General features: G+C 67.3%; 23 protein-coding genes. 11 read left to right on the forward strand and 12 right to left on the reverse strand.

What is annotated here, in order from left to right; translation table 11 throughout:
* The first annotated feature begins 3 nt into the window (after positions 1-3).
* Entirely contained in the window at positions 4-1,182 is a 1,179-nt protein-coding gene (locus AC5P53_RS14015; protein ID WP_164232916.1) for a low temperature requirement protein A, read from the forward strand.
* Here AC5P53_RS14015 and AC5P53_RS14020 read toward each other — a convergent pair.
* From AC5P53_RS14020 to AC5P53_RS14030, 3 genes are read right to left on the reverse strand one after another with little or no spacing between them, the layout of a single operon-like run.
* Complete coding sequence (locus AC5P53_RS14020) at positions 1,179-2,594, reverse strand: coiled-coil domain-containing protein (protein WP_241886890.1); 1,416 nt, start codon at positions 2,592-2,594, stop codon at positions 1,179-1,181. The genes AC5P53_RS14015 and AC5P53_RS14020 overlap by 4 nt on opposite strands.
* Before the next feature lie 16 nt (positions 2,595-2,610).
* A complete protein-coding gene (locus tag AC5P53_RS14025; protein WP_495227423.1) occupies positions 2,611-4,098 on the reverse strand; it encodes a DUF6384 family protein in 1,488 nt (495 codons plus the stop codon).
* A 13-nt stretch (positions 4,099-4,111) separates the two neighbouring features.
* The gene (locus AC5P53_RS14030; RefSeq protein WP_241886888.1) at positions 4,112-5,308 is read right to left on the reverse strand and encodes a cell surface protein; all 1,197 of its coding nucleotides are present in this window, start codon (positions 5,306-5,308) and stop codon (positions 4,112-4,114) included.
* Between the two features lie 302 nt (positions 5,309-5,610).
* Here AC5P53_RS14030 and AC5P53_RS14035 point away from each other — a divergent pair, with 302 nt between their 5' ends.
* The gene (locus tag AC5P53_RS14035) at positions 5,611-6,045 is read left to right on the forward strand and encodes an EamA family transporter (protein WP_241887024.1); all 435 of its coding nucleotides are present in this window, start codon (positions 5,611-5,613) and stop codon (positions 6,043-6,045) included.
* A gap of 31 nt (positions 6,046-6,076) precedes the next feature.
* Entirely contained in the window at positions 6,077-6,469 is a 393-nt protein-coding gene (locus tag AC5P53_RS14040) for a DUF3224 domain-containing protein (RefSeq protein WP_126412339.1), read from the forward strand.
* Here AC5P53_RS14040 and AC5P53_RS14045 read toward each other — a convergent pair.
* The 7 genes from AC5P53_RS14045 to AC5P53_RS14075 form a co-directional block, all read right to left on the reverse strand.
* On the reverse strand, positions 6,466-6,981 hold the full coding sequence (locus AC5P53_RS14045) for a DUF1697 domain-containing protein (protein WP_014647296.1): 516 nt from the start codon (positions 6,979-6,981) through the stop codon (positions 6,466-6,468). The genes AC5P53_RS14040 and AC5P53_RS14045 overlap by 4 nt on opposite strands.
* Positions 6,978-7,619: a response regulator transcription factor gene (locus tag AC5P53_RS14050; RefSeq protein WP_014647295.1), complete on the reverse strand. Its 642-nt coding sequence runs from the start codon at positions 7,617-7,619 to the stop codon at positions 6,978-6,980. The genes AC5P53_RS14045 and AC5P53_RS14050 overlap by 4 nt, the downstream gene beginning before the upstream one ends.
* Positions 7,612-8,667, reverse strand: coding sequence for a sensor histidine kinase (locus tag AC5P53_RS14055; protein WP_241886887.1), 1,056 nt, complete (start codon positions 8,665-8,667; stop codon positions 7,612-7,614). Before AC5P53_RS14055 ends, AC5P53_RS14050 begins: the two co-directional genes overlap by 8 nt.
* Positions 8,668-8,961: 294 nt before the next feature.
* Positions 8,962-9,699: an MgtC/SapB family protein gene (locus AC5P53_RS14060; RefSeq protein ID WP_241886886.1), complete on the reverse strand. Its 738-nt coding sequence runs from the start codon at positions 9,697-9,699 to the stop codon at positions 8,962-8,964.
* Positions 9,700-9,729: 30 nt separating this feature from the next.
* Entirely contained in the window at positions 9,730-12,489 is a 2,760-nt protein-coding gene (gene mgtA, locus AC5P53_RS14065; RefSeq protein ID WP_049439576.1) for a magnesium-translocating P-type ATPase, read from the reverse strand.
* Positions 12,490-12,552: 63 nt separating this feature from the next.
* On the reverse strand, positions 12,553-12,852 hold the full coding sequence (locus AC5P53_RS14070) for a hypothetical protein (RefSeq protein WP_005413574.1): 300 nt from the start codon (positions 12,850-12,852) through the stop codon (positions 12,553-12,555).
* 293 nt (positions 12,853-13,145) lie between these two features.
* On the reverse strand, positions 13,146-13,445 hold the full coding sequence (locus AC5P53_RS14075; RefSeq protein ID WP_049439579.1) for an EF-hand domain-containing protein: 300 nt from the start codon (positions 13,443-13,445) through the stop codon (positions 13,146-13,148).
* A 355-nt stretch (positions 13,446-13,800) separates the two neighbouring features.
* On the opposite strand from AC5P53_RS14075, the gene AC5P53_RS14080 reads away from it, so the two are divergent.
* The 4 genes from AC5P53_RS14080 to AC5P53_RS14095 all read left to right on the forward strand — a co-directional run bounded on the left by AC5P53_RS14080 (position 13,801) and on the right by AC5P53_RS14095 (position 18,938).
* Positions 13,801-14,535 carry a CS1 fimbrial subunit B flags: Precursor gene (locus tag AC5P53_RS14080; RefSeq protein ID WP_241886885.1) on the forward strand — a complete coding sequence of 245 codons (735 nt, stop codon included), beginning with the start codon at positions 13,801-13,803 and terminating at the stop codon, positions 14,533-14,535.
* 125 nt (positions 14,536-14,660) lie between these two features.
* Positions 14,661-15,161: a CS1 type fimbrial major subunit gene (locus AC5P53_RS14085; RefSeq protein ID WP_046430838.1), complete on the forward strand. Its 501-nt coding sequence runs from the start codon at positions 14,661-14,663 to the stop codon at positions 15,159-15,161.
* Between the two features lie 58 nt (positions 15,162-15,219).
* Positions 15,220-17,739 carry a TcfC E-set like domain-containing protein gene (locus AC5P53_RS14090; protein WP_241886884.1) on the forward strand — a complete coding sequence of 840 codons (2,520 nt, stop codon included), beginning with the start codon at positions 15,220-15,222 and terminating at the stop codon, positions 17,737-17,739.
* Positions 17,736-18,938 (forward strand): hypothetical protein, encoded by a 1,203-nt coding sequence (locus tag AC5P53_RS14095; RefSeq protein WP_241886883.1) that lies wholly within the window; start codon positions 17,736-17,738, stop codon positions 18,936-18,938. The genes AC5P53_RS14090 and AC5P53_RS14095 overlap by 4 nt, the downstream gene beginning before the upstream one ends.
* 57 nt (positions 18,939-18,995) lie before the next feature.
* Here AC5P53_RS14095 and pip read toward each other — a convergent pair whose 3' ends face one another.
* Positions 18,996-19,943, reverse strand: coding sequence for a prolyl aminopeptidase (gene pip, locus AC5P53_RS14100; protein WP_111206274.1), 948 nt, complete (start codon positions 19,941-19,943; stop codon positions 18,996-18,998).
* Between the two features lie 114 nt (positions 19,944-20,057).
* Between pip and AC5P53_RS14105 the strand changes: the two genes are divergently transcribed.
* Positions 20,058-20,723, forward strand: a complete 666-nt coding sequence (locus AC5P53_RS14105) for a TraX family protein (protein ID WP_241886882.1) — start codon at positions 20,058-20,060, stop codon at positions 20,721-20,723.
* Between the two features lie 463 nt (positions 20,724-21,186).
* The gene (locus AC5P53_RS14110; protein WP_032962681.1) at positions 21,187-21,543 is read left to right on the forward strand and encodes a hypothetical protein; all 357 of its coding nucleotides are present in this window, start codon (positions 21,187-21,189) and stop codon (positions 21,541-21,543) included.
* Positions 21,544-21,674: 131 nt separating this feature from the next.
* On the opposite strand, the gene AC5P53_RS14115 is transcribed toward AC5P53_RS14110, so the two are convergent.
* On the reverse strand, positions 21,675-23,870 hold the full coding sequence (locus AC5P53_RS14115; RefSeq protein WP_241886881.1) for a TonB-dependent siderophore receptor: 2,196 nt from the start codon (positions 23,868-23,870) through the stop codon (positions 21,675-21,677).
* Between the two features lie 258 nt (positions 23,871-24,128).
* Between AC5P53_RS14115 and AC5P53_RS14120 the strand changes: the two genes are divergently transcribed.
* Both AC5P53_RS14120 and AC5P53_RS14125 read left to right on the forward strand, forming a co-directional pair.
* Positions 24,129-24,713, forward strand: a complete 585-nt coding sequence (locus AC5P53_RS14120; RefSeq protein WP_014647283.1) for a TetR/AcrR family transcriptional regulator — start codon at positions 24,129-24,131, stop codon at positions 24,711-24,713.
* A gap of 104 nt (positions 24,714-24,817) precedes the next feature.
* Positions 24,818-25,906, forward strand: a complete 1,089-nt coding sequence (locus AC5P53_RS14125; RefSeq protein WP_241886880.1) for a DNA glycosylase AlkZ-like family protein — start codon at positions 24,818-24,820, stop codon at positions 25,904-25,906.
* The last annotated feature ends 591 nt before the right edge of the window (positions 25,907-26,497 follow it).

Below are 26,497 nucleotides of genomic sequence, written 5' to 3' on the forward strand. Positions count from 1 at the left end.
TCCATGAGTACCCGACTGCGCCTGCCCGCGCTCCGCCACCGCGATGGCCATCATGCCCGCGTGACCTACGAAGAACTGTTCTTCGACCTGGTCTATGTGTTCGCGGTCACCCAGCTCAGCCACCATCTGCTGCACCATATGGACCTGGCCGGCGTGCTGCAGACCCTGGTGCTGTGGTTCGCGGTCTGGCTCGGCTGGCAGTACGCGTGCTGGGTCAGCAACTGGTTCGACCCGGAGGCGCCGCGCATCCGGGGCCTGATGTTCGCCACCATGCTGCTGGCGTTGTTGATGTCCTCGTCCATTCCCGAGGCGTTCGCCGATCGTGCGTGGATCTTCGCCGGGGCGTACGCCACGATGCAGGTCGGACGCACCGCGTTCGTGCTGCTGGAAGTCGGCCGCAACCATACGTTGGCGCCGAACTTCCGCCGCATGCTGGCCTGGGTCAGCGTGTCGGCCTGCTTCTGGCTGGCCGGCGCGGCGGCCGAGGGCCACCTGCGGCTGGCACTGTGGGCGATGGCGGCGGCCTGCGAATACATCTCGCCGATGTTCGGCTTCGCGTTCCCGGGCATGGGCCGGTCGCACACCCGCGACTGGACCATCGAGGGCGGTCACCTGGCCGAACGCTGCCAGCTGTTCGTCATCGTCGCACTGGGCGAGACGTTGCTGGCCACCGGGGGCGTGCTAAGCGATGTCGAGCACTGGAGCCTGCAGGTGATCTCGGCGGTGCTGGCCACCTTCGCTGGCACGATTGCCATGTGGTGGCTGTACTTCGGCATCTCCAGCCGCGATGCCACAGAGGCCATCACCCACGCCGAAGACCCGGGCCGGATGGGCGCCAATTTCCATTACGTGCATGCCCTGCTGATCGCCGGCATCATCGCCACCGCGGTGGGCAACGATCTGGTCATGGACCATCCGGCGGCGGCCGTCACCACGGTGTACGCCACGGTGATGGTGGCGGGCCCGCTGATCTATCTGCTGGGCAGTGCCCTGTACAAGCACGTGGTCTATGGGCGCGCGCCGCGCTCGCACCTGCTGGGCGCCGCCGCACTACTGATGCTGGGCCTGGTGTTGCCCTGGATGCACCTGCTGGCCGCCGGATGGCTGACCAGCCTGGTGCTGCTGGGCGTGGGGTTGCTGGATGCGCGGCTGAAGCGGCGCACCCGGCCGTTGCCGGGCTAGAACCCGCCGCCGGTCTTGAAGTCACCGCCGCCGCTGATACCACCGCCGCTGTGGAAGCTGCTGCCGCTGGAACTGGAGCTGGAGCTGGAACTGGAGCTCGAACCCGAGCCGGAACTGCTGGAACCGCCCGAAAGCAGGTCGAACAGGCCGCCAGAGGAGCGGGTGGTGCTTCGGCTGCTGGTGGTGCTGAAGAAGGATGCGGCGACGGTGGCCGGCGCGACGGCCCGGTAGCTCGGCGCCTCGTAGGCCTGGCGCTCGATGTCTGCTGCCGCCTGGTAGCTCCTCCGCGCCGCCTGCAGGCTGTCCAGGCGCTTTTTCAGCACGGCCATTTCGCGGGTGTGCTCGCCTACCATCCCATCGATCTCGCCCAGGCGCAGGCGACTGCGATGGATGCGCTCGAGCACGGCATCGTCCTCGCCGGAGGCGGTGGCGGCCACGCGCCGGTACAGGTCGTCCATGCTCTTGGCCGACAGCGTGCGCGCCAGCGCGGTGAGCAGGGCGCTGCCTTCGGCATCGGTCCAACTGCGGAAGCCGTCGATCTGTGCCTGCTTGGCATCCACGGTCTGACGATGCAGCTGCTCGGCCAGCAGCGCCTGCGCTACTGCGCCCTGTGCCGTCTGCAGCTGCTGGCGCAGCGGGTCGCCACCGGCGCGGGCGAGGGCGGCATCGCGGGCCTGCTGTACCGGTTGGCGGGCCGCCTCCACGTCGTCGCGGGCGCGTCGGGCATGTTCCTGCAGATAGGGCGGAAGCTCGACCAGCGTGGCGTACTCGCGACGGGCACGCTCAAAGCCGCACAGTTCGGCCAGCCAGCCGTCGACGGTGCGCACCAGTGGCCAGCCGCGGTAGGCCGTGCTGCCGTAGCTGCGCCGGTGCAGGTACATGAAGATCGGGTCGGCCTGATAGGCGCCGGCCTTGGCGTCATGCTCCGATTGGGCAGAGGAAGCCATGCGCTCGACCGTGTCGGCACGCGCCACGGCCAGCTGCAGGTCGTCCTGCAGCGCCCTGTAGGTAGGTTCCGCTTCCAGCGTGGTGTCCACCTGGTCCTGCAGGGCCTGCCAGCGTCCGCCGGCGGCGTCGCGTGCGGCAACGGCCTCCTGCGACCGCTGCTGCAACGACTGCTCGATGTCCAGCAGCGCCTGCAGTTCGTCGTCCAGCACCGCCGCTTTGCGGTCACGGCGCTGCAGATCGGCGCTGGACTGCTGCAGCAGGTCCCGGGCCAGCATCGGCGGCGCATCGTTTGCGGCCTCGGCCTGCAGGCGCGCCAGGGCGTTGAAGTCGTCGCGGACCCGCCCGTGCAGCGCTTCCTGTTCCTTGATCAGCTCCCGGCACTGGTCGCCACGCGCGGCCAGTTGTGCCTGCACCTGGCCGATATCGGTTTCGACATCGGCAATCGCGTCGTTCAGGTCTCTCATGTCAGTTCCTTACCCATCACCATTGGGTGATGTAGCCACCGGTGGCGGGCATGCGGAACCGCGGCGACAGGCTGCCGCGCGGCTTGCTGCCGATCTGGTCGTCTTCGATGATGCCGTTGTCCTGCTTGTCGGCGGCAACCCGGTTGTAGGTGGCCTCGGGCACGCGTACGGCAAACACCGAGACCCGTTCCTCCTTGCCGGTTTCCTCGTTGCGGATCGGCAGTTCGGCAGCATTGCCGGCCTCGTCCAGCGCTTCGGTCACCAGATAGTAGTTGCGGCCACCATTGGCCTTCTCGTTGTAGCGCCAGACGCCGGTGCGTTCATCGTCACGGTTGACGATGCGGTAGACCAGGGTCTGCGACAGCAGCCCCACCAGCTGGCTGACCTCGTCCAGGGCCGGCCCGGCTTCGGCCAGCGTCTCGACCCGGATCAGGCGGGCGGCCTGCTCCAGCGCACGTTCGAAGCGCTTGCGGTCTTCGCCGGCGACACCGGTGGCGAGGCCGTCGGCCTTGAGCTGGGCCAACCGCTCGTTGAGCGCGGCCAGCGTGTCGGCGCTGCCGATCAGCTCCTTCAGGGTCGCTACCGCCTGGCCGGCCGCGGCGATGTCGCCCGCGCGCAGTGCCACGTCGCCGCCGGTGTAGGCGCGTGCGCGCGCCTGCTCTGCATCCGGCGCGAGGCGTGCCGCCTTTGCAGCGGCGTTGGTGGTATCCAGCAGCTCGCTGGCCTCGATCGCCTGGCCGAGCATGTTCACCCGCTCGGTCAGCGGCGGCAGGGTTTCCCTGGCATTCGCCAGCAGCTGCGCGGCGGCCTGCCGATGCTGCTCAACCTGCGCGGCCGCCTGCTCGCCGGTGGCACTGCCACCACTGCTGAGCCGGGTGAGCTTGTCCTTGCGCACAAGGGTCGGCTGTGCGGCCAGTGCGGCGGGAACCCCGGCGAAGTGCCGCTGTGCTTCGGCCAGCGCGGCCTGTGCGCCTTCGGCCAGTGGCTGCAGGCGCCCACCGCTGGCGGTGGCACGTGGCAGCAGCCCCTGCAGGGCCTGTTCCTGTGCGGCCAGCAGGGCGCGCGCTGCAGCAGCCTCCTGTTGCTGCGCGGCCACCTTGTCGTTCAGCACCTGCACGTTCTTCTGCACGTTGCTCTCGTGCACGAACGCTCCGAAGCTGCGCGCCATGACCAGCAGCATGCCGAGCACCAGCAGCAGGAAGGCTGCCAGCAGCGCCCACTTCAACAGGCGGGCCCGATCGATCCAGCGCCGCGCCAGCCACGCCTTCCAGCCACGCGGCGCGGTGTAGAGGTAGCGCTGCTCGCGCTGGGCCTGGATGCCGGCCTCGAGGATCTCGTCGGAGACCTCGATACCCTGCGAGCGGTACAGCTCAAGCAGGCGCTGCTTCAGCGTCGCCTTGTCGTGGCCGCTGTCGGCCAGCGCCTTCATTTCGGCGTTGCGGTAGCGCAGCTGGTCGACCACATCCATGGTCAGCAGCGCATCCTGCAGCTCGGCAGGGGCCATCGTCGCACTCACCTCAGCGCGGCTCCGGGCTCGGCGGCGCCTGCAGCAGGGCGGCGAAGCGCTGCTTGCCCTGTTCGACATACTCGGCGATCTCGGCCGAGTCGCGGGTCGCCTGGCCGCGCAGCTGCTCGATCTCCTGCAGCGAGGTCTCCTGGAAGCGCACCACCGCATCGACCAGCTTGCGCACCGAATCGACGCCGATGGTGGCGCCGTAGCCGGCCTTCAGGCCCTCGTGCAGCACGTCATCGCCAATGTTGGCCACCGCTTCCAGGCCCTTGGAGGTGCCCTCGGTCATCGCATTGAGCGCCTGCGTGGACTCATGCAGGCCCATCTGCGTGGTGAAGGCCAGGTTCAAGGCGGTGAAGCTGGTTTCATTGGTGGAGAAGAACACCACCGAGCGCTCGTTGACGCGGCGCTTGATCTCGTGCGACTGGTGCACGCGCAGCATGATCGCCTCGGAGGTGGCGTAGTTCACCTGCAGGTTCTCGGCCAGGTCCTTGGCCAGCTGGTAGCGCGACTCCTCGGCCTGGTTGTTGCGCAGGGCCTCGTCGCGGGCCATGACCAGGCGGCCGGTGTCGGCGGCATCGGCGGCCGGATCGGTCGACTCCACGCGCTGCTGCGCCTGCTTCAGCGCCTCGCGGGCATCGGCCAGCGCCTGCTCCTGCAGCTTCAACAGCTCATGGGCCTGGATCTCGGCATCCTTGATCGACAGGCGGAAGTCGCCGTACATCTCCAGCACGCGTGACTCGCGCTGCAGCTGCTCGGCCGAATCGCGGCTGACTTCCAGGAATGTGCGGCGGATCTTCTCGAACCGGCTCGGGATGTCGCCGCGGGTGACCTTCATCCACAGGTTCTGCAGGCGCTCGCCCATGTCGATCCTGCCGTCGCGCACCTGCTCGACCATGGTGCTGGCATCGTCACGGATGCTGTCGAACGCGCGGATGATCTCGGTATAGCGGTCGGACACCTTGGCCGAGCTGATTTCATCACGCATCACGGCATTGAAATGCCCGGACTGCTGCAGCACGCGGGCAATGGCCACCACGCGGCCCTGGTCAAGGGTGGACAGCTGCGAGACCAGCGCGATGGCCGGTGCGTTGTTGTCCTGGGGAGCGGCCAGGCCCAGGCTGCGCAGCGTGGCCATGGCGCGGTCGAGGTACTTGATCGGCGCGGTAGCGGCCGGCGTGGCAAGGAGGGTGTTCTCGGACATTTCGACGGCTCCGGTCAGGGCAGGCAATGAGGAACCTGCCGCGCGGAACGGGCAGGTTGCTGCGAAACGAAGGGGAAGGGGAGCGGCAGCCGTGCGGCGCACGACAGGTGGGCCCGGTCAAGGGCCGACGGCCCGGTTTGGGCGAGGGTGGTGTCCTGTTCAAGCATGGCGCATTCCCTGCAGATCGCCCCCCTGGCGATTCCGTCCCATTGTAGCGGCGGTGATGGGCAGGTGAAGCCCCACCGATGGCAGGGTGGAGTAGCGTTGGCGCACGCTCATCGGTTGCGGCAAGCGAGGGCTTCGTGCAGAACGTACCGCAATGGTTGCTCTGGGCGGGACTGTCCGCCGTGTTCGCAGCGCTGACCGCGCTGTTCGCCAAGGTCGGCGTCAAGGGTGTCGACCCGGACCTGGCCATGGCCATCCGTACCCTGGTGGTGGCGGCGGTGATCCTGCCGCTGGTGGTGGTCACCGGCAAATGGTTCAACCCGTTGCTGCTGCCGGGGCGCACCCAGCTGTTCCTGGTGCTGTCGGCGCTGGCCACCGGTGCGTCGTGGCTGTTCTACTTCCGCGCACTACAGAGCGGTGAGCTGGCCAAGGTGGCCGTGGTGGACAAGTTCAGCGTGGCGCTGGTGATCGTGCTGGCCTATCTTCTGCTGGGCGAGCGGCCCAGCCTGCGGGAGTGGAGCGGCATCGGCCTGGTGCTGGCCGGGGTGATCGTGCTGGCCACGAAGAAGTAGCAGCGTTGAACCGACCAGAGGGGAGAGCAGGATGCAGGGCGAAGCACACGGTACGTTTGAAGTGGATCTGCGGCCGATCGGTGGCAATGACGGCCCGATTGCGGTGATGTCGATCAACAAGACCTTCGCCGGCGACCTGCACGGCAGCAGCGTCGGCCAGATGCTGGCCTTCCGCACGCCGGTGCAGGGCTCGGCCGGCTACGTGGCGATGGAGCGGGTAACGGCCACGCTGGCCGGGCGCCAGGGTGGGTTCACCCTGCAGCACAACGGACTGATGACCCGGGGCAGGCCGGAGCTGAGCGTTGTGGTGGTGCCCGATTCGGGCAGTGAAGGACTGCTCGGCCTGAGCGGCACGCTGGAGATCACCATCAGCGAGGGCCGCCATGACTACCGGCTGGTCTACAGCCTGCCGGACGAGATCTAGCGGAGTTCCGCTGCCATCGCCGCGAGCCGGGCGACGGTATTGAGATTGCGCGCCGTGCCCTGTGCCGAGCCGGGAATGCGCAGGCGCGAGTCGGCCATGCCGGCGCCGTAGTGGATGAAGATCTCGCGCGTGCCGAGTGCAAGCTGTTCGTCGCGCCGGCCGGTCACGCCATCAAGCGGGTCGGCAGGCAGGCTGCCGTCGAGGAACAGGGCGACCACACGGTTGCCGGCGGCATCCGGAAACGGATTGCGTGCCACCACGCCTGCGATCTCGCTGGCCGAACGCACCAGTACGCCTACCGGCTTGCCGGCATATTCCTGGAGCCGCTGGCCGAGGGCCTGGCGCACGCCCGCCTCGTCGAGCGAGCTGCGCAACACCACATTGCCGCTGGCGATGTACGTGCGGACATCGGCGAAGCCTGCGTCCTCGCACATCGCCACCAGTTCGCGCATCGGCAGCCTGCCGGTGCCGCCGACGTTGACCGCGCGCAGCAAGGCGACGTGGACGTTCATGGCGTCCCCGCCTGCAGGCGGTCGTACATGCGCACCAGGTCGACCAGGGTGCGCGCGCCCATCTTGCGCATCACCTGCGCGCGGCGCACCTTCACCGTGATCTCGCTGACGCCGAGGTCGCCGGCGATCTGCTTGTTGAGGCGGCCACGCACCACGCCATCGACCACCTCGCGCTCACCCGCGTTGAGCGTGTTCCAGCGCTGCTGCAGGGCATCGAGCGCCTCGCCCTCGCGGCGGCGCTGGCGGTCGATCTCGATGCCCTTGTGGATCGCATCCAGCAGTTCCTGGTCGCGAAAGGGCTTGGTCAGGAATTCGATGGCACCGTCCTTGATCGCGTTGACACCCATCGCGATGTCGCCGTGGCCGGTGATGAACACCACGGGGAGCTGCAGGCCATGGCTGCCCATCGTGCGATGGAATTCAAGACCGCTCTGGCCGGGCATGCGCACGTCCAGCACCAGGCAGGCCGGCGCGTCTTCCAGGTCGTGCTCGAGGAAGGCCTGGGTGGAGGCGAAGGCCCGCACCTGCAGGCCCATCGAGGCCAGCAGGTCTTCCAGCGCCGCGCGCACCGACGGATCGTCGTCGACCACATAGACAATGGGCGCCGGATCGGCGATGGGTGCAGTGGGCTTACGCATGGTGGACATCCGTGGCGACGGGCAGGTCGAAGACGAAGCAGGCACCGCCGCCTGCCGGTCGTTCGGCGCGGATCTGGCCGTCGTTGGCCTCGATCATCGAGCGGCTCAGGCTGAGGCCCAGCCCCAACCCGTGCGACTTGGTGGTCCAGAACGCGTCGAACACGCGCTCGGGATGGTCGGCGGGCAGGCCGACGCCACGATCGCGTACGCTGAGGCTGACCCGTTGGCCCTCACGCCGGGTCAGCAGCGACAGACGCCGGTCGCCTGCGGGTACGGCTTCCATTGCATCCACCGCATTGAGGATCAGGTTGCCGATCACCTGCTGCACCTGTACGCGATCGGCCTGCACCGGCGGCAGGTCGGCGTCCAGCAGCAGGGCCACGGCCACGCCATGCTGGTCCAGTTCGCTGCGCGACAACGCCAGCATTTCCTCCACCGCCTGGTTCAGGTCGAAGGCGCGCCGTTCCGGTGCCGCGCCCTGGGTCAGGCCGCGGATGCGGGCGATCACGTCACCGGCGCGGTGCGCGTCTGCCAGGATGCGGGCTACGGTCTGCCGGGCCTTGTCCACGTTCGGCGGGTCCTGCGCCAGCCAGCGTTGGCAGGCTTCGGCGCTGCTGGCGATGGCCGCTAGCGGCTGGTTCACTTCATGGGCGATGGAGGTGGTGAGTTCGCCCACGGTGGAGGCGCGCGCTACCCGCAGCAGGCGACCCTGCGCTTCCTGCACGGCGGCCTTGGCCGCTTCCATGTTCAGGGCGAGGTAGGTGGTGATGCCGATCACCAGCATGCCGATCACCGAATTGACCAGGCCGATGCGGTAGGTGCCGAAGCGGGTCAGGAAGAAACTCAGCCCGGTCAGCGCGATGCAGGCGATGGCCAGGGAGATCAGCCCGCGCGCACCCAGCACGCGCGATGCCGCGAGGATGACCGCTGCGTAGAAGCAGGCAGCAGCAACCGCGTAATCGGTGACGGTGTCGATCAGGAAGATCGCGGCCATCACGACGATCAGGGCCAGCAGCACCAGCGGGCGGCGGGGCGACAGCGATGGCATCGGGACGGCTCCCTGGCGTGGGGTGAAAGGATAGCAAAGCCGCCATAGGCAGATGCCGATCTTGGTCGGCAGGCTCTTTTGCTGTGGGTGCCGACCGTTGGTCGGCACAAGCCAGAACGATGCCTGGTAGTGCCGGCCGCTGGCCGGCAACTGCACGGTGTTGCCGGAGCTCATGAGGTTGCCGGCCAGCGGCCGGCACTAGCGCAGGGATGGACACGGTCTCTGAAGGTTCTCTGCCGACCAAGGTCGGCACCTACCAAAGCGGTGCACGGTGTTGCCGGCCAGCGGCCGGCACTACTCCTCCAGGCTGGCGTTCCAGAATCCCTGCAGCACACCGGGCATGGTCGCCAGCGTCGCAAGTACAGCGTCCAGTTCGCCGGCATCCACCGTGGTGGCATACAGCACCGCTTCGATCTCCACATCGCGCTCACCGAACGGGCGCTGGTCCACCGCGCGCACCGGGTAATGCGCCTGCTCAAGCAGCAGCAACAGCTGGTCCAGCACCTCGGCCTGCTGCTCGCGCTGGCAGACCACGTTGATCGCATAGGTCGCCTCGCTGAACGCTTCCGGCAGCGGCTGCCGCTGGATGCGGTTCACCACCGGCCGCAGCAGGGTATTGGCGGCCAGCACGAAGACGGCGGCCAGCACCGCTTCCGGCAGCAGCTTGATACCTGCACATGCTCCCACCGCCGCCGATCCCCACAGGGTGGCGGCGGTGTTCAGGCCGGACACCTGCGCGCCGTCCTTCATGATCGCGCCGGCGCCGAGGAAGCCGACGCCGGAGATCACATAAGCCACCACATGCAGCGGCGAGGGTGGTCCGCCGTACAGGTCATGGAAGCGCACCGCCAGATCGACGAACACTGCCGCGCCCACCGCCACCAGCGTATTGGTACGCAGGCCGGCGGTGCGTTGCCGCAGCTGCCGCTCCAGGCCGATGACCGTGCCCAGCACGAACGCCACCGACAGGCTGATCAGCGAGCTGAGCGTGGCGCCGGCGTTGAACGCCGGCAGGTTCGGATTGATGTCCATTGTGTTTCTCCCTGGACAAGCGGCGGGCGCTTACTGCCAGCCGTAACGACGGATGTAGAACTTCTTCAGCGCGGTGGTCAGCACCGCATAGCCGAACAGGATCGCCACCAGGAACGGCCAGTAGCCGGCCGGCAGGGCCTGAAGCTTGAAGTAGCCGGCCAGCGGGCTCATCGGCAGGGCCACGCCGATGGCCATGATCAGGCCGGTCATCAGCAGCAGTGGCGGCGCGGCGATGCTCTGCAGGAACGGCACCTTCGGCGTGCGGATCATGTGCACGATCAGGGTCTGGGTCAGCAGGCCGACCACGAACCAGCCGGACTGGAACAGGCCCTGGTCGGCCGGCGTGCGTGCATCGAACACGTACCACATCAGCGCGAAGCAGCTCAGGTCGAAGAGCGAGCTGATCGGCCCGAAGAACACCATGAAGCGGCCGATGTCCGCCGGGTTCCACTTCAGCGGCTTGCGTACCAGTTCCTCATCCACGTTGTCGAACGGAATGGCGATCTGCGAGATGTCATACAGCAGGTTCTGCACCAGCAGCTGCAGCGGCAGCATCGGCAGGAACGGCAGGAAGGCCGAGGCCACCAGCACCGAGAACACATTGCCGAAGTTGGAGCTGGCGGTCATGCGGATGTACTTCAGCATGTTGTTGAACGTGCGCCGGCCCTGGATGACGCCTTCCTCCAGCACCATCAGGTTCTTTTCCAGCAGGATGATGTCGGCCGCCTCCTTGGCGATGTCCACCGCGCTGTCCACGCTGATGCCGATATCGGCTGCGCGCAGCGCCGGCGCATCGTTGATGCCGTCACCGAGGAAGCCGACCACCTTGCCCTGCGCCCGCAGCTCGCGTACCAGCCGCTCCTTGTGCAGCGGCGTCAGCCGGGCAAACACGCGATGGTGGTGCAGCGCCCGCGACAGCGCGCCGTCGTCCATGCGCTCGATCTGCGGGCCGGTCAGGATGGTGTCCGCGTCCAGCCCCACCTGTGCGCAGACACGGGCGGTCACCAGTTCGTTGTCGCCAGTGAAGACCTTGACCTCGACACCGTGTGCGGCCAGCGCCTGCAGCGCCTGCGCAGCCGACTCCTTCGGCGGGTCCAGGAAGGCCACGTAGCCGACCAGCGTCAAACCGCACTCGTCCGCTTGCGAGTAGGCGCTCTGACTGGCCGCGGTCTCCTTCATCGCCACCGCCACCACGCGCAGGCCCTGTTCGTTCAGTTCCTCGGTGGTCTGCCGCACCCGCGCCAGGCGGCGCTCGTCCAGTGGCATGTCCTGGCCGTTCTCGCGCACGGTGCTGCACACCGCCAGCATCTCTTCCACCGCGCCCTTGCAGATCAGCTCATGGTGGTCCTCGCGCTCGGACACCACCACCGACATGCGGCGGCGCTCGAAGTCGAACGGAATCTCGTCCACCTTGTGGTAGTCCTGCGACAGCCGCAGCGAACTCTGCAGCTCCACGTGCTCCAGCACCGCGCGGTCCAGCAGGTTGATCAGCCCGGTCTGGAAGTGGCTGTTGAGGTAAGCGAACTTCAGCACGTCTTCCGAATCGTGACCGAACACATCGGTGTGGCGCTCCAGCGCGATCCTGTCCTGGGTGAGCGTGCCGGTCTTGTCGGTGCACAGCACTTCCATCGCGCCGAAGTTCTGGATCGCATCCAGGCGTTTGACGATCACCTTGCGCCGCGACAGCAGCACCGCGCCCTTGGCCAGGGTGGAGGTGACGATCATCGGCAGCATTTCCGGCGTCAAGCCCACCGCCACCGACAGCGCGAACAGGAACGCCTCGGTCCAGTCGCCCTTGGTCCAGCCGTTGATCAGCAGGACGAACGGCACCATCACCAGCGCGAAGCGGATCAGCAGCCAGCTGACACTGTTGACGCCGGCCTGGAACGCGGTGGGCGCACGGTCGGTGGCGGTGCTGCGCTGGGCCAGCGTGCCGAAGTAGGTGCGGTTGCCGGTGGCCAGCACCACGGCGGTGGCGGTGCCTGACACCACGTTGGTGCCCATGAACAGCAGGTTGTGCTGCTCCAGCAGGCCAGCCAGGCCGTCGCCGGGGTGCGCGAACTTTTCCACCGGCAGCGACTCGCCGGTCATTGCGGCCTGCGCCACGAACAGGTCCTTGGCGGTCAGTACGCGGCAATCGGCCGGAATCATGTCGCCGGCCGACAGCACGATGTGGTCACCGGGCACCAGCTCACGGATCGGCAGGTCCAGCAGGCGAGCCGGGCGACGGCTGTGCAGGTGCGCGCCGAAGTACTGGTCGGCCACATCGGCGGCCTCGGTGCCCGGATTGCGGCGCAGCACGCGCGCGGTGTTGCCGACCAGCGCCTTCAGCCGCTCGGCGGCACGGTTGGAGCGGCCTTCCTGCACGAAGCGGATCAGCGTGGACAGCAGTACCATCGCACCAATCACGATCGTGGCCTTGATGTCCTCGGTCAGCCAGGACACCGCCGCCAGTACGGTCAGCAGCAGGTTGAACGGATTGCGGTAGCACTGCCACAGGTGCCGCCACCACGGCAGCGGCTTTTCGTGATCCACCTCGTTGGGGCCGAGCGTGGCCAGCCGCTCCTCGGCTTCATGCGGGCTCAGGCCATCGGCATGCGATTCCAGCGTGGCCAGCAGCTCGGCTTCTTCCTGCTGGGCAAGGGTGACCAGGCCGGTGGTAAGCGCGAACGGCGCCGCTTCGGCGCTGCCCGGGCCAAAGCCGGCTTCGGGCATCGCACGACGGCGGAACAGGTTGCCTGCGCGACGGCTGCGCAGGAAGGCGTTGAACCAGGCGTTGAGCAGGCTCATGGGACGCTCCTCGAATGTCAGAGCCGGCCGCAGCCGGAACACGAACGGAATGGGTGAGACAGATCAGGCGTGGCGCATGGCCAGCACCGCCGGCGACCACGGCTGCATGTGCAGGCGCTGGCTGCCGCCGATGCATAGCGGCTTCATCGCATCGCGCAGCGGGTAGGGCAGATGGCGCAGCACGGTGATGCGCTCGCTGATCGGCAGCAGCGACAGCGCGTCAGCCACCACGCGCGGCGAACCGAGCGACAGCGAACGGGCGAACATGACCGGGCCGTGCTGCAGCAGCTGGCTGCGCAGGGCGGCAACATCGCGCTCGCCAATCAGGCGGCGCAGGGTGATGTAGAGGATCTTGTAGGACATGGGGGTGATCTCCAGGCAGGCGGCGCCTGGCGATCCCCCGTCACTCAGGCAGGCAGGGACCGGCGGGCAGGCGCCAGGAACAGGCAACAAGCGGTCATCCGGGGCGCGGTGCGCCCGGCAGGGTCGGGGTCCATCTGCGTCTCCATGAGGGGAGGGTGCCAGCCAGGGTTGCCCTGGCCAGTGGCGCTATTGTCCGCCCCTGAATGGGGTAGTCCTAGAGGCCCGTGGGTTAGCCCGGCTATACCTTGGTATAGCCGGGCGTATGCGGTGCCGATCGAGGGTTCTGTGGTGGGTCAATGCGCGCCGCTGGTCTGCTTGCAGACGTCGTACTCGCCACGGGTCAACGTCTTGTCACGGTCGGTATCGCAGGCATGCAGGCGCTCGGCCCAGTCGGGTGCCACGGCATCCACTTCGGCCAGCGTGACGATGCCGTCCTTGTTCTTGTCCAGCGACTCATACGGCGGTATCAGCTTCACTTCGGTGACGTCCTCGGCGGCGGTGGCCTTGCTCGCCTCCTGGGTTCTGGAACAGGCGCCCAGCAGCAGGCCGATGGTGATGACGAGGACAGCAGGAACGTAGCGAATACCGGTCATGACAGGCTCCAGAAGTGGGGACGCGGGCCATGGGTCTGGATGGCCACGGCCGGATATTCGGCCCGGATCTGTAAGCGAGCTGCGAAGAACCGACCGGGTCGCCAGATGGCGGTGGGCCACCGTTCACCCGCACGCCCCATGCGTGTACCGGCCGTCGATGCTGTTCCAGGGCGTGCCGCCGCGATGTGCAACGGGCCAGACCGCCGCGGCCGAGTGCGCGGACAGGATTTCCGGGTTGACCTGGGCGGAGCCACTTTGCGAGGTCGGAAATATCTGACCTTTTTGCAAGTTGTTGCATGGCCTGATTGCAAATCTGCCGTGAAACTAGCCGCTCGCCTCTCCCCGCGGGTTCGTCATGCAACGCGCACTCCTTCTCCTCCTGCTGGCCCTGTTCGCCAGCAGCGCTCATGCCACGACACCACAGATCAATGTGGGTCTCCTGTTCGATCATCTTGCGCCCGCGCACAGCAACCTGCTCAAGCGCATACGCAATACCGGTGATGTGACCGCATACGTGCGCGTTGAGGTCACCCAGATGCACTTCGATGCAGACGGCAAGGTTGTCGAAACGCCAGTGGACACCGTGGCGCTGGTACGCAATGCACCTGGCGCGCACGGGGTGATCGCCAGCCCCAGCCGCCTGATCATTGCCGCCAACGGCCAACAGGCGACGCGCCTGGTCTATCGCGGTGACCGTGATGAGGAGCGCTACTACCGGCTCCGCTTCATTCCGGTGGTGCCCAGCGCCGAGGAATTCTCACTCAGCGATGCGCAGGTGCAGGAGATCACCGGGCTGACCTCGGCAGTTCGCGTGTTCACCGGCTACGGCACCATCCTGTTCGTGGCACCGCGGAACACGCGCTATGACACCCGTGTGCAGGACGGTCACGTGCACAACGGTGGCAACGCCACGGTGGTGCTGGACAACCTGCGGTACTGCGAGCGAAGCAGTCCGGATGCCTGCACGCCCGGCATCATCGTCCATGTCCGGCCCGGGCGAACCTATGCGCTGCAGGCCGACGACAGCCGGTTCGCCCGCTACGACCTGAGGGAGGGCGACGACCACCGCAGCATCGACTCGCGCCGCTGATCGTCCGCCCATCTCCCCTTTCTGCAACGTCCCCACCGGGTTCGCCAGGCGCCCGGCGGGGAGGCTGTGTCTTCGTCCTGGCGTCGTATCCCATCGTATCCATCCACCGATCCCGGAGCATTTCCATGTCCCTGAAGAAGTACGCCCTGGCTGCAGCCGCTGCAGCCCTCATCGCACCGGCTGTCAGCCTGGCAGCCACCGAATCCAAGTCGATCACCGTCAACGTGACCGCCGACGTCCCGAACACCGCGGGCCTGCAGGTGTCCACGCCTGACGGCTGGGAAGGCCTGCCGCAGAACCTGCCGTGGGACACCGCGCGCGAAACGCTGGGCGAACTGACCGGGCGCGTCATCAACATCAAGTCGCCGGCTGCCATCACCGCCTACCTGACGTCGCCGGCACAGATGGCGTCGGCCGCAGACGTCGTGGACCTGGTGGTGAAGCTGGACAACGTGGAGGTTCCGGCAACCGCCGCCGCCAAGATCACCGTTGCCAACGCGGCCCAGGCCGCCGCGGGCAAGTCGCTGGCCTTCGCCATCGCGCCGACCGCGCCGTCGGGTGGCTACAAGCAGGGCAGCTACGGTGGCCAGTTCCACATGATCTTCGAAAGCGACATCACTCCCTGAGTCCTTTCAGGCGCCCCGTCGCATCCAATGACGCGGCGGGGACGCCGGAACAGCGCCCATGCTCTCGTCCTCCAACCACCGTCGATTCCGCCTGGCCCAGCTCGCGACCGCGATCGGTGCCGTGGTCCTTGCCACGTCAACGCAGGCGGCCGGCCTCGCGCCGGGCGAGCTGCCCAGCCTGCTGCAGCAGCGCGAACGCATGCCGGCCGAATTCCGCGAGCACCTGTTTGGCAACCCGCTCACCGTGCGCGTGGAGCTGGATGGGCAGTATCTGGGTGACGCCGAGGTTCTGCTGCACGAAGACAACCGGGTGCAGGTGATCGGCTTTGGCGACAGCCACGAAAGCCGGTTGGCACAGACCGAGCGTGCCCGTTGGGGCGAGCAACTCGCTGAACCGATGGCGCTGGGCGTATGCAGGCATCAGTGCCGGGGCATGGCAGCGCTGCACTACAGTCTGTCCAACTCGCTGCTGAGTGTACTGACGCCTGCCGGCGCGCAGAAGGAGGGGCGCCACATCGCCTTGCCGGACGCGGGCAGCCGGGGGCTGATCGTGCGCAACAGTCTTGCCGTGCACGGCGGCCAGGAACAGCAGGCCACCGTGCGCTACAGCGCTGAACTGCGCGGCAGTGCCGGCCACTGGAGCACGGTTGGCAGCTACCAGTACTACGCCCAGCCCGGCAGCAGCGAGCACTACCTCAGTGCCCTGTATGCCCAGCGCGAACTGGGCGATCATTTCGTTCGCGCCGGCTACTTCCTGCCCACCTTCGAGGGCATTGTGCGCCAGCCCCGGGCACCGGGTACGCAGAACGATACGGCGCTGGGCCTGATGTTCGGATCCTCGGACGTACTGCTGGCCGATACGCGAAGCCCCAGTGTCTATCCCGTCTATGTCACCGCCAGTGGCGAAGGCGTGGTGGAGATCTATCGTGACGGGAACCTGCTGTCCACGCAGGCCGTCAAGCCCGGCATCCAGGAAATCGATACGCGCCGGCTACCCGGCGGGATCTACGATGTGGAACTGCGGGTGGTCCAGGACGGCCGCGAAGTGTCCCGCGAAAGCGCCTCCATCCACAAGCCCAGCCGCTGGCAGGATCCCAGCCGGCGGTGGCGCTACAGCGCGTTCGCAGGGCAGCAGCGCGGGTTGCTGGCCAGCGCCGGAAGCGCCCGCGAGGGCGGCGCCGCGGCCGGTGCCGTGGTCAATTACCTGTTGCATTCCCGTGCGGTGGCCGGGGCCACCGTGCAGCGGATCGGCGCGCGGCATGCGGCGGGTGTGTCGATGGACTGGCAGGCCAGTGACCGCTTCAGCACGTACACCAATGTCTATACCTCCAGCGACGCCGGGCGCGGCGTGGACCTGCAGGGCCTGTACCGCTATCGTGCCGGCTCGGTGGTGGCCAACCATGCGCGCGGTTGGGTGGAGCAGCGCGAGCGCGTCGTGGCAGACGACAGCGGCGCCCCACGCTGGGAGACCCGCGGCGGCTGGCAGGACACGACGGCCGTCTCGATCACGCATCGTTTCGGGCACCGTGATACTGCCAGCCTGCGCGTGGCCCGCAGTTCGGGCTTCACCCGCGGGACCGGCATCGATGTCTCTTACGGGCGCCGGGAGACGGTGTTCGGCAAGCACGATGTCAACTGGCGCGTTTCCGCCTATGACCGCCCCGGCGCCCGCTACACGGGCTATCGGCGGCAACGCGGGATCGACCTGACGGTGAGCGTCTCGCTGGGCAGCGATCAACGCAGCTATAGCGGCAGTCTGGGCAGCCGCACCGGCGATGCCGGTCGCCGCGATACCTATGTGACCGCCTCCTCCACACAGCGCGTGGACGGCGCCGTACTGCAGAGCGTGAATGGCACGGTCACCGCCGAACGGGGCGGGCTGGGCGCAGGCGCGGGTGCCTCGCTGCAGAGCGCGTTTGTGGAGGGTGACATGCAGGTCTACCGCGGCGCGGCGTCGGGCCGCATCAGCGGCACCGCCAACCTCGACAGCACCGTGGTCATTGGCGGTGGGCGCGCCGCCGTGCTGGGGCAGGGGCGCGGCAGAAGCGCCGACACCGGGCTGATTGTCGATGTCCGCAGCGATTATCCCGATCTTGCCCTGCGTGCGGACGACAGCCACGGCGGCGGCGTTGCGCTGCGCCCGGGCCGCAACTTCGTCCCGGTGGCCGCGTATCGCGCAGGCCACGTGCAGTTCGACTTCCAGGGGCGGCATGCGCCGTCGGCAACGCTGCAGCCCTCGGTCGTCAGCTATCACCTCAACAAGGGGGGCGTGATGCATGCCACGCTGGACGTGCTGCGCACCTTCACCGTCATGGGCCAGGTACTGGATGCAGACGGCAACGGTGTGCGCGGCGTGCAGGTGATCAACCACGCCGGCCGCAGCGTCAGCCAGGAAGATGGATTCTTTACCCTTGAACTGAGCGCCCGTGCGCCGGTGGTGGAGTTGCGCTACCCCAACCTGGTCAGCTGCACGCTGACGATGGAGGAGGGGCGCTACCCCAGGGAAGGAGATGTGTTGATGGTGGGGGCGACGGGATGCCCGCCGTCGATCGCGAGAACCGAGGAGCATACGAAATGAGAATCCGCTCGCTGATGGCGGCGCTGCGAGGCGCAGGGCTGGTCGTGATTGGGCTTGGCGCGGCCGCAAGTGCATGTGCGGCAGAAGTGCTGGTCACGGCAGAGTTTGCCCCGTCAGCCCTGGACCCGGGCCGGATGGTCTTCCGGAACACGACGCCGCGCGGAACCTACTGCTCGTGGCGCCCAGACTTCTGCACGGCGGATGGCGCCTACTCCATCGACGTTCCATTGCAGTGGAGCAAAACCCACGAGTACGACAGTGATATCCGCAAGCGCTTCTATCTTGGATTGCCCGCTCCTCGGGCTGTCATGTTGCGGAACACCACTACGGGCATCGAAGCGGAAGTCCGGATTGCGATCGCGACTGTCAGTGGTCATCTGACGCCAGGAGGTACAAGCAACCCTGTAAACACAGTGGAGGTGTTGGGGGGGTGCAGCTACGTTCGTACCGGCGGAAACGGGTCGTTCGTCATGTTCGGATGGACTGTCAAAAACCCTGAGGCGCCGACACCGTGCTGGTCGCGGGGGACCGGTGGTCTGCCCCAGCCGGCCGACTATGCGATGTCCTGGTTCGGTCTGGGTCTTCTCATCACGGCACCTTCGCCCCTGTCTCTGACCGACGGAATCTATGAAGGCGAGTTGACCTACACTGCGGGAGGCGCGGGCAGCGACATCGACTTTGGTGATGACGTCACGACCGAGCCGATCACGTTGAAGTTCCGCTTCACGGTGTCGCACCAGTTCCAGGTACGGTTCCCCAGCGACAATCCGCAGGTGCACCTGGCGCCGGAGGCAGGTTGGGCGCAGTGGACCGATCAGGGCCGTGCCCCGATACGCCTCTATCAGGAGCTGCCATTCCATCTGACCAGCTCGATGGACTTCAGCATGAAGCTGCGCTGTGAGCACGACGCAGGCAATCGCTGCGGCATTCGCAATCAGACGCTTGGGGAGGTTGTACCGGTGGATGTGGACGTCACCCTGCCCGGCATGCGCAATCTGCGCGACGGGCGCCCGGCGCAGGACACACCGCTGTCGCCCGACGACGAACAGGCGCCGCGCTTCACACCGGATGGCTATCTGATGCAGCGGCGGTCGACCTTGCGGTTCACCGCAGGACGGGACGCCGTAACAGAGATGCTGAAGGCGCCAGGCTCGCATTGGGAGGGCAACATGACCGTGGTGTTTGACGCCAACCCGTAGTCGCACGCGGGAGTGTGTTGCGGGGTGCCGGCCAGCGGCCGGCACTATCCCAGGCGTTCAGAACCGGTCGGCAAAGGCATCCGTCGCCCGCACCAGCGCATCGACCGTGGCCGGCTCGTTGGCGCTGTGGCCGGAGGTCACCATCTCCAGGCGCGCTTCCGGCCAAGCCTTGGCCAGGTCCCACGCGCTGCGCGGCGGGCAGATGATGTCGTAGCGCCCCTGCACGATCACGCCGGGCAGGTGGCGGATGCGATCGATGTTGCGCAGCAGCTGGTCCGGCTCCAGGAAGATGCCGTTGCGGAAGTAGTGCGCTTCGATGCGGGCCTTCGCCAGGGTATCCAGCGGATCATCGGTGGATTCGGCATCCACGTCGTGCTGCAGGGTGGCCGCATTGTCTTCCCAGCCCAACCAGGCCTGCGCGGCTTCGATGCGGGTTGATTGATCCGGGCCATCCATGCGCGCCCAGTAGGCCGCGATCATGTCGCCACGCTCGGCTTCCGGGATATAAGCCTCGTAGCGGTCCCAGCGCTCCGGGAAGATCCAGCGCGCACCGCCATCGGCCTCGGCGAACCAGCGGTTCTCGATCTCACGACCGAGGAACACGCCACGCACGATCAGGCCGGTGGCGCGTTCCGGATGCGCCTGCGCGTAGGCCAGCGACAGCGTGGAGCCCCAGGAGCCGCCATAGACCAGCCAGCGCTCGATGCCCAGGTGCTCACGCACCTTTTCGATGTCCGCCACCAGGTCCTGCGTGGTGTTGTCGCGCAGCTCGCCGAACGGCGTGGAACGGCCGCTGCCGCGCTGGTCGATCAGCACGATGCGGTAGCGCGCCGGGTCGAAGAAGCGCCGATGGGTCGGCGAGATACCGGCGCCCGGGCCACCGTGCAGGTACACCACCGGAATGCCCTCCGGCGTGCCGCACTCTTCGATATGCAGCGTGTGCAGATCGCTCACCGGCAGGGCGAATTCGCGGTAGGGCTCGATGGCCGGGTACAGGGTGCGCATGGCGGGTGTCTCACAAGCAGGGGCGGCCAGCATAGCGCCGCCATCTACGGCTTGCAGTGGCGAGCTCCTGCGCGGCGCTGGAAATGCGCTGGCCGATGCGCATAAGCTTCCGCGATGCAAGCGACCACGACCGGGACGTCCACGTTCAAACTCAGCCTCGGCAGCGGCGCGCGCGAGCTGTTGAAGTGGATCGCGTTGCTGGCCATGACCGGCGACCACGTGGCCAAGGTGGTGTTCGGGGGCTACGTGCCGGTGGTCAGCGAACTGGGGCGTATCGCCTTCCCGCTGTTCGCGCTGGTGATGGCCTGCAACCTGGCCCAGCCGGGCGCCGACCTGCGCAAATCGATGCGCCGGCTCGCGCTATGGGGGCTGATCGCGCAGCCGTTGCACGCCTTCGCGTTCGGTTCCTGGCTGCCGCTCAACATCCTGCTCACCTTCACCTTGGCGGCGGTGGCCGTGCATGCGCTTGCGAGCCATCGGCCTGTGCTGCTGTTGCTGGCTGCCGGTGTGCTGCCGATGTTCGTGGACTACCAGTGGGCCGGCGTTGGCGCCGTGCTGCTGGCCTGGATCGCGTTCCGGCATCGGGCGTGGTGGCCGCTGCTGGTCGCGCTTGCGGCGGCGTGCTGGGCCAACCACAACGGCTGGGCACTGCTGGCCGTTCCGGTGGTCGTGCTGGCGACGCGGGTGCCGTGGCAACTGCCGCGCTGGCGCTGGGTGTTCTATGGGTACTACGTGGGACATCTGGCGGTGCTGGCGTTGATTGCCCATCTGCTTGTGTAATGTCGGAACTGGCGTGTCGCGCGTCTTGAAAGCCGGATGCGGTCAAGGAACGCGTGGTGCCGATGCGGGTGGGGAACGCCGCCGTTGGCGTGGCGCAAGTTGTTGAATCTTCGGCTCGATTGTCGATATGCGACAATGCGGCCACTGCGTGAACGTTGCTGTCTTTGCACTTGGGTTGTTGGCGCCTGCCACCCCGTTGTGCACATGATGGGGTGCCACCGAAAAAGGGTGGCCGGGGCCTGGAAACCCCGTTGAGTAAGTGCTGTTTACGCTTGCCAGCCGGCGTCGCCTTGCGCGGCGTCGGCTGGCATTCCGTTCGCGTTCCATGGCGGGCGGTGCGTGGAGGTGGGCGCAAGCCCACCGCCCGGGTATAGCACTGACTCACGGGATTTCCAGCCACGCACCGTCCGCCGCCTTGATTTTTAAGGGTGATGGTCCCGCATGCCTTGCACGGAGACCTGCCATGAACGCATCGGAGTTTCCCCATCAGCGCGCCCCGGCCAATGCCGATGAGGGGCACGACATCCCGCCCGATCCCAACAACCTGACGGCCCTGCTGCATCGCATCGGGTTGGGCGCGGCTGCCGACGGCCAGCCCTGGCCCGAGCGCCATCAGCTGCCGGGCCGGTGCCTGGCGTTGGCCGACGCCGACGGTGCACTGGCCGGGCTGCGTATCGTGCAGGAGATCCTGCTGGCGGCCGAACGCGCCCGCCAGAATGGCGGCCCGGAACAGTACGTGGGCGATCGCGTAATGGAAGGGCTGAAGCTGGCGGCATTGGCGTTGACCAGCCACGCCATCTATCGCCTGCATCCGGAATGACACGTAGATCCACGCCATGCGTGGATGCCGTTCGCAGAATGCCTGACGACCTGTAGAGCCGATCCTATGCTCGGCTCAGCGGACGAAACGGAGCCGAGCATGGCTCGGCTCTACAGGGGTTCCACGCCAGCTTAGAAATCCATCGTTGCCGACACCAGCACCGTCCTCGGTGCACCCAGCGCCAGGCTCGACAACAACGGCATGCCCCAGTACGCCTTGTTGGTCACGTTGTTCACGCTGGCCCGCAGCGCAAACGGTCGACCCGCCACGGTGGTGCTGTAGCGCGCCCCCACGTCGAACAACGTACGCCCCGGCACCGACAGGCTATTGTCGGCACTGATGTACTGCCTCGACATCGCCGTGGCATTGCCTGTCAGGGTCAGGCCCTGCAAGGTCGGCACATCCCATTCCACGCCCAGCTTGGCCTGCCGCTGCGCCACGGCGGTGGCGATGCGTCCTTCATTCACGCCACCGGCCGTGCGGGTCAGCTTCGGCTGCACATAGGCCGCTCCACCGAGCAGGCGCACGCCGTCCATTGGTGCGCCGAAGAAGCCCCATTCCACGCCCCGGTTACGTTGCTCGCCGCCAAACGAGAAGATATTCGTGACCGGGTCGGTGTAGCTGTTCGGTCGCTTGATCTCGTACACGCTGAAGGTGTGCGCGAAGCTGCCCAGGTCCAGCTTCAGGCCCAGCTCCTTCTGCCTGGTGCGGAACGGTGCGAACACATCGCCGGCATTGGCGGCGGTCATCGGCGCGGTGGCGCCCTGGCTGAGGCCTTCGATGTAGTTGGTGTAGAGGGAGATCGCGTCGGTGGCTTTCACCAGCAGGGCCGCTGCCGGCGTGGTGGCGCTCTCGTCGTAGCGCGAGGTGCGTGCACCCGTGGACACGTTGAAGGTCTCGCTGACCACCTGCTGGCGGCGCACGCCCAGCGTCAGCTGCACGCGGTCATCGGCGAAGGCGAGGGTGTCGGCGAAGCCGAGGCTGTCCAGCGTCAGCTCGGTATGCGAGATGTGCGGTGCCACGAACGGCGCCGCCGGGCCCCACACTGGGTTGTACAGATTGGTGGTCCAGTCCCAGCCGGGTACGCTGCGCCGGCCGTAGTCGTTCTGGGTGTGCTGGTAGTGGGTCACGTTGGCGGCCCACTGGTGGCCGACGTTGCCGGTGTGGAAGGAACCGCGCAGGCCGGCATCTGCGGACTGCTTCCTGATGTCGAAGGCGAGCTGGCCGATCACCGTGGTGAAGTTGCCGGCTGGATTGAGGATCTGCGCGCTGATCGAACCGTTGTAGCGGTAGTCGGTCCTGCTGGTGCCGTACGCGAGGTAGGCCATCAGGCTATCGTTGACATCCAGTTCTCCGCGCACCATCGCGCCCTTGTCCTGGCTGTCCACGTAGGCCCAATCCGGGTTGATCAGCGTACCGCCGCGTGGCGGGCGCGGAATGGCCACGCCCGGTGCCAGGCCGACGCCACGTGCCGGGCCGTCAACGCGGTCGTCGGCGCTGTACAGATCGGCCGACAGCCGCATACGTTCGCCGCGCCAGTCCAGTGCCAGCGAACCGAGCTGTACCTTCTTGCGCTGCTTGCCGACGGCGCCGTCACCATCACGGTAGGCACCGTTGAAGCGGATGCCGAACTGCCTGTCGGCGCCGAGGCGACGGCCCATATCCACGTGAGTGCCGAACTGCGCATCGGAGGCGAAGTTGGCACTGACCCGCAGCAGCGGTTGCTCGCTTGCGCGCTTGGGCACCAGGTTGACGCTGCCACCGACCGAGCCGCCCGGCGGCATGCCGTTGAGCAGCGCAGACGGTCCCTTCAGCACCTCGATGCGCTCGAACATTTCCGGCGAGGTGCGGTAGTAGGGCGCCATGCCGCTGAGGCCATTGAAGGTGGTGTCGCTGGTGTTGGAGGCAAAGCCGCGGATCGCGTAGTTCTCACTCCAGGCACCGGTGACGCCGTTGCTGAACACCGTGGGGTCGGTGGCGGCAATGACGTCGGTCAGGTCCTTGGCCTGGCGATCGCGGATGAAGGACTCGGTGTAGCTGACCGTATTGAACGGCGTGTCCATGAAATCCTTGTCGCCGAGCAGGCCGACGCGGCTGCCGGCAGCCACTTGCCCGCCCGCATAGTCTGCAGTGACCCGGCGTTGTTCCTGCACCTGTACCGACGGAAGGGTGGACGGCGCGGCGTCGGCCAGCGCGGCGAACGAGGCCAGCAGCCCCAGCGCGAGGGCGGACACCCGGTAGCGCCGGACCATGCCCGGCGAATACATCAGGCCGGAGGATGCGGCGGCAGCGCGATGCTGTGCAGAAGTGAAGTTGAAAACGGTCATGCCAGAGTCCTGTGAATCGCAGGCGCGAGCGCGCCTGGCGCGCTGCCGACGGCAAGCACGGGGAAAGGGCGCAGCGCAGGGTTGTTGGCTGGGTGGGGACCTGGCGGGAGGTGAGCCATGGGCTCGGTTACGGGTGCGCGGCGGACGCATTCCGAATTAGTTGAGTAAAGTAAACTAAATCAGTCGAAGCGGACAAGAGGGTCCCTTTGCTGGCACCCTCAGCAGGGTATGGACGCGCACCGTAAGAGCAGGCACCGTATGAGCACGCACCCCGATCCAACGGCGCCGACCCGTGGCCGCCCGCCCACCATCACCCCGGAGCGTCTGGCCGACATCGGCATCCGCCTGGGCCTGCCCAACCTGACCATGGCCAACGTGGCCGCCGAACTGGCGGTGACCCAGGCAGCGCTGTACAAGCGCGTGGCCAACCTGGAGGCGTTGAAGCGCCTGGTGGCGGAGGCGGTGTTCCAGCGCTGGCAGATTCCGCGCGCGTCGGTCGACGCACCGGGTGGGCTGGAGGCCTATCTGATGGGGTTCGTGGAGTCGCTGTGCGAAGTGGTGAAGGCGCATCCCGGGCTACCGCCCTACCTGCTGCGGCGCACGGTGGCGACCGCGCCGATGCTGGAAAAGATCGCCTCGCACCAGGCGCACGTGGCCGAGGTGTTCGGCCTGCCGGTGGACAAGGCGCGCTGGCTGCTGGCCACGATCGCGTTCTACTGCATCGCCGGCGCCGACACCATCTACGCGATTGCGGATGACGAAGAAGGGCAGGTGATCACCGAGTTCAAGCAGGGCATGCGGGCACTGGTGATCGGTTCGCTGGAGGTATCGCGGCTTCGGTAGATGCACGCCATGCGTGGATGATCGCGGCCGTTCACCATGACGCCAGCCAGGCGTGGCCTGGCTCTACTGGACGGATCGCGTAGTGTCGAGAATACAATGCGGCCATGCCTGCCACGCCCACTCTCGATGACCTTCGCCGCTACGCGGTGGCGCGCACCTTGTTCAAGCCGACCACGCTGCTGACCGCGATCCGGCGGTTGGGCTTCGTGCAGGCCGACCCGATCCGCGCACCGGCACGCGCGCAGGACCTGACCCTGCGCCACCGGGTGAAGGACTACCGCGCGGGCGATCTTGAGCGCCGCTACACGCGTCTGCCGGTGGAAGAGGATTGCCTGGTGAACTACGGCTTCCTGCCGCGCGAGCATCTGGCGCTGATGCACCCACGGGTTTCCAAGCGCGCGTGGGATGCCGAGACCCATCGCCGTGCGGCCAACGTGCTGGCCTTTGTGCGCGAGCGTGGCAGCGTGCACCCGCGCGAGGTCGACCAGGCATTCGCGCATGGGCGGGTGACCAACTACTGGGGCGGCACCAGCAACGCCAGCACGCATCTGCTGGATGGCATGCACTACCGCGGCCTGCTGCGGGTGCAACGGCGCGATAGCGGCACGCGCATCTACGCGGTGGCCGATCATGCCGAGCCCGATTCCAGCGAACAGGCGCAGGTCGAACGGGCCGCCGCCCTGATCGACCTGGTGGTGCGCAAGTACGCGCCGCTGCCCTCGGCCAGCCTGACCTATCTGGTGCGCCTGCTGGGCTATGGCGCGCCGCACCTGGCCGAGCAGACCCGCAAGGCATTGGCGCTGGCCAAGCAGCAACTGGCCAGCTGTACGCTGGAAGGCACCACCTGGTACTGGCCGGCGGACGAGAATCCGCGCTCGCGCCGCCATGCACCGGATGAGCAGGTGCGCCTGCTGGCGCCGTTCGACCCGGTGGTGTGGGACCGCCGCCGCTTCGAGCTGTTGTGGGATTGGGTGTACAAGTTCGAGGCCTACACGCCTGCACCGAAACGCCAGTACGGCTACTACGCACTGCCGGTGTTGTGGCATGAGCAGGTGGTGGGCTGGGCCAACTTGAGCGTGCGCGAGGGTGAGTTGGTGTCGAGCGTGGGCTATGCCGGCAAGTCGCTGGCCCGCGACAAGGTATTTCGTGGCGCGCTGGACGACGAGCTGCAGCGCATGGCGGAGTTCCTGTAGCGCCAAGCGGCGCATGGGTATCTATCGATCCCGGTAGCCGCCAACCTCGGTTGGCGCTGGCTTCCATCGGTGCCCACCAAGGTGGGCAGCTACCAGAGCAAGACCGCTCAGGCCCGGTAGCCGCCAGCCTTGGTTGGCGCTGGCTTCCGTCGGTGCCCACCAGGGTGGGCAGCTACCAGAGCAAAACCGCTCAGGCCCGGTAGCCGCCAACCTTGGTTGGCGCTGGCTTCCGTCGGTGCCCACCAAGGTGGGCAGCTACCAGAGCAGCACCGCTCAGGTTTGGTAGCCGCCAACCGTGGTTGGCGCTGGCTTCCATCGGTGCCCACCAAGGTGGGCAACTACCAGAGCAACGCTGCTCAGGCCCGGTAGCCGCCAACCTTGGTTGGCGCTGGCTTCCATCGGTGCCCACCAGGGTGGGCAGCTACCAGAGCAACACCGCTCAGGCCTGGTAGCCGCCAACCCTGGTTGGCGCTGGCTCCCGTCGGTGCGCGCCAAGGTGGGCAGCTACCAGAGCAACACTGCTCAGGCCCGGTAGCCGCCAACCTTGGTTGGCGCTGCTCTCGTCGGTGCCCACCAAGGTGGGCAGCGACC

The sequence above is a fragment of the Stenotrophomonas sp. YJH_SMC_82 genome, from assembly GCF_059368875.1.

Excerpts from the sequence above, each read along its gene's own strand:
- AC5P53_RS14015 (WP_164232916.1), top strand. The coding sequence starts at position 4 with ATGAGTACCCGACTGCGCCTGCCCGCGCTCCGCCACCGCGATGGCCAT.
- AC5P53_RS14020 (WP_241886890.1), bottom strand. The coding sequence starts at position 2,594 with ATGAGAGACCTGAACGACGCGATTGCCGATGTCGAAACCGATATCGGC.
- AC5P53_RS14025 (WP_495227423.1), bottom strand. The coding sequence starts at position 4,098 with ATGGCCCCTGCCGAGCTGCAGGATGCGCTGCTGACCATGGATGTGGTC.
- AC5P53_RS14030 (WP_241886888.1), bottom strand. The coding sequence starts at position 5,308 with ATGTCCGAGAACACCCTCCTTGCCACGCCGGCCGCTACCGCGCCGATC.
- AC5P53_RS14040 (WP_126412339.1), top strand. The coding sequence starts at position 6,077 with ATGCAGGGCGAAGCACACGGTACGTTTGAAGTGGATCTGCGGCCGATC.
- AC5P53_RS14045 (WP_014647296.1), bottom strand. The coding sequence starts at position 6,981 with ATGAACGTCCACGTCGCCTTGCTGCGCGCGGTCAACGTCGGCGGCACC.
- AC5P53_RS14050 (WP_014647295.1), bottom strand. The coding sequence starts at position 7,619 with ATGCGTAAGCCCACTGCACCCATCGCCGATCCGGCGCCCATTGTCTAT.
- AC5P53_RS14055 (WP_241886887.1), bottom strand. The coding sequence starts at position 8,667 with ATGCCATCGCTGTCGCCCCGCCGCCCGCTGGTGCTGCTGGCCCTGATC.
- AC5P53_RS14060 (WP_241886886.1), bottom strand. The coding sequence starts at position 9,699 with ATGGACATCAATCCGAACCTGCCGGCGTTCAACGCCGGCGCCACGCTC.
- mgtA (WP_049439576.1), bottom strand. The coding sequence starts at position 12,489 with ATGAGCCTGCTCAACGCCTGGTTCAACGCCTTCCTGCGCAGCCGTCGC.
- AC5P53_RS14070 (WP_005413574.1), bottom strand. The coding sequence starts at position 12,852 with ATGTCCTACAAGATCCTCTACATCACCCTGCGCCGCCTGATTGGCGAG.
- AC5P53_RS14075 (WP_049439579.1), bottom strand. The coding sequence starts at position 13,445 with ATGACCGGTATTCGCTACGTTCCTGCTGTCCTCGTCATCACCATCGGC.
- AC5P53_RS14080 (WP_241886885.1), top strand. The coding sequence starts at position 13,801 with ATGCAACGCGCACTCCTTCTCCTCCTGCTGGCCCTGTTCGCCAGCAGC.
- AC5P53_RS14085 (WP_046430838.1), top strand. The coding sequence starts at position 14,661 with ATGTCCCTGAAGAAGTACGCCCTGGCTGCAGCCGCTGCAGCCCTCATC.
- AC5P53_RS14090 (WP_241886884.1), top strand. The coding sequence starts at position 15,220 with ATGCTCTCGTCCTCCAACCACCGTCGATTCCGCCTGGCCCAGCTCGCG.
- AC5P53_RS14095 (WP_241886883.1), top strand. The coding sequence starts at position 17,736 with ATGAGAATCCGCTCGCTGATGGCGGCGCTGCGAGGCGCAGGGCTGGTC.
- pip (WP_111206274.1), bottom strand. The coding sequence starts at position 19,943 with ATGCGCACCCTGTACCCGGCCATCGAGCCCTACCGCGAATTCGCCCTG.
- AC5P53_RS14105 (WP_241886882.1), top strand. The coding sequence starts at position 20,058 with ATGCAAGCGACCACGACCGGGACGTCCACGTTCAAACTCAGCCTCGGC.
- AC5P53_RS14110 (WP_032962681.1), top strand. The coding sequence starts at position 21,187 with ATGAACGCATCGGAGTTTCCCCATCAGCGCGCCCCGGCCAATGCCGAT.
- AC5P53_RS14115 (WP_241886881.1), bottom strand. The coding sequence starts at position 23,870 with ATGACCGTTTTCAACTTCACTTCTGCACAGCATCGCGCTGCCGCCGCA.
- AC5P53_RS14120 (WP_014647283.1), top strand. The coding sequence starts at position 24,129 with ATGAGCACGCACCCCGATCCAACGGCGCCGACCCGTGGCCGCCCGCCC.
- AC5P53_RS14125 (WP_241886880.1), top strand. The coding sequence starts at position 24,818 with ATGCCTGCCACGCCCACTCTCGATGACCTTCGCCGCTACGCGGTGGCG.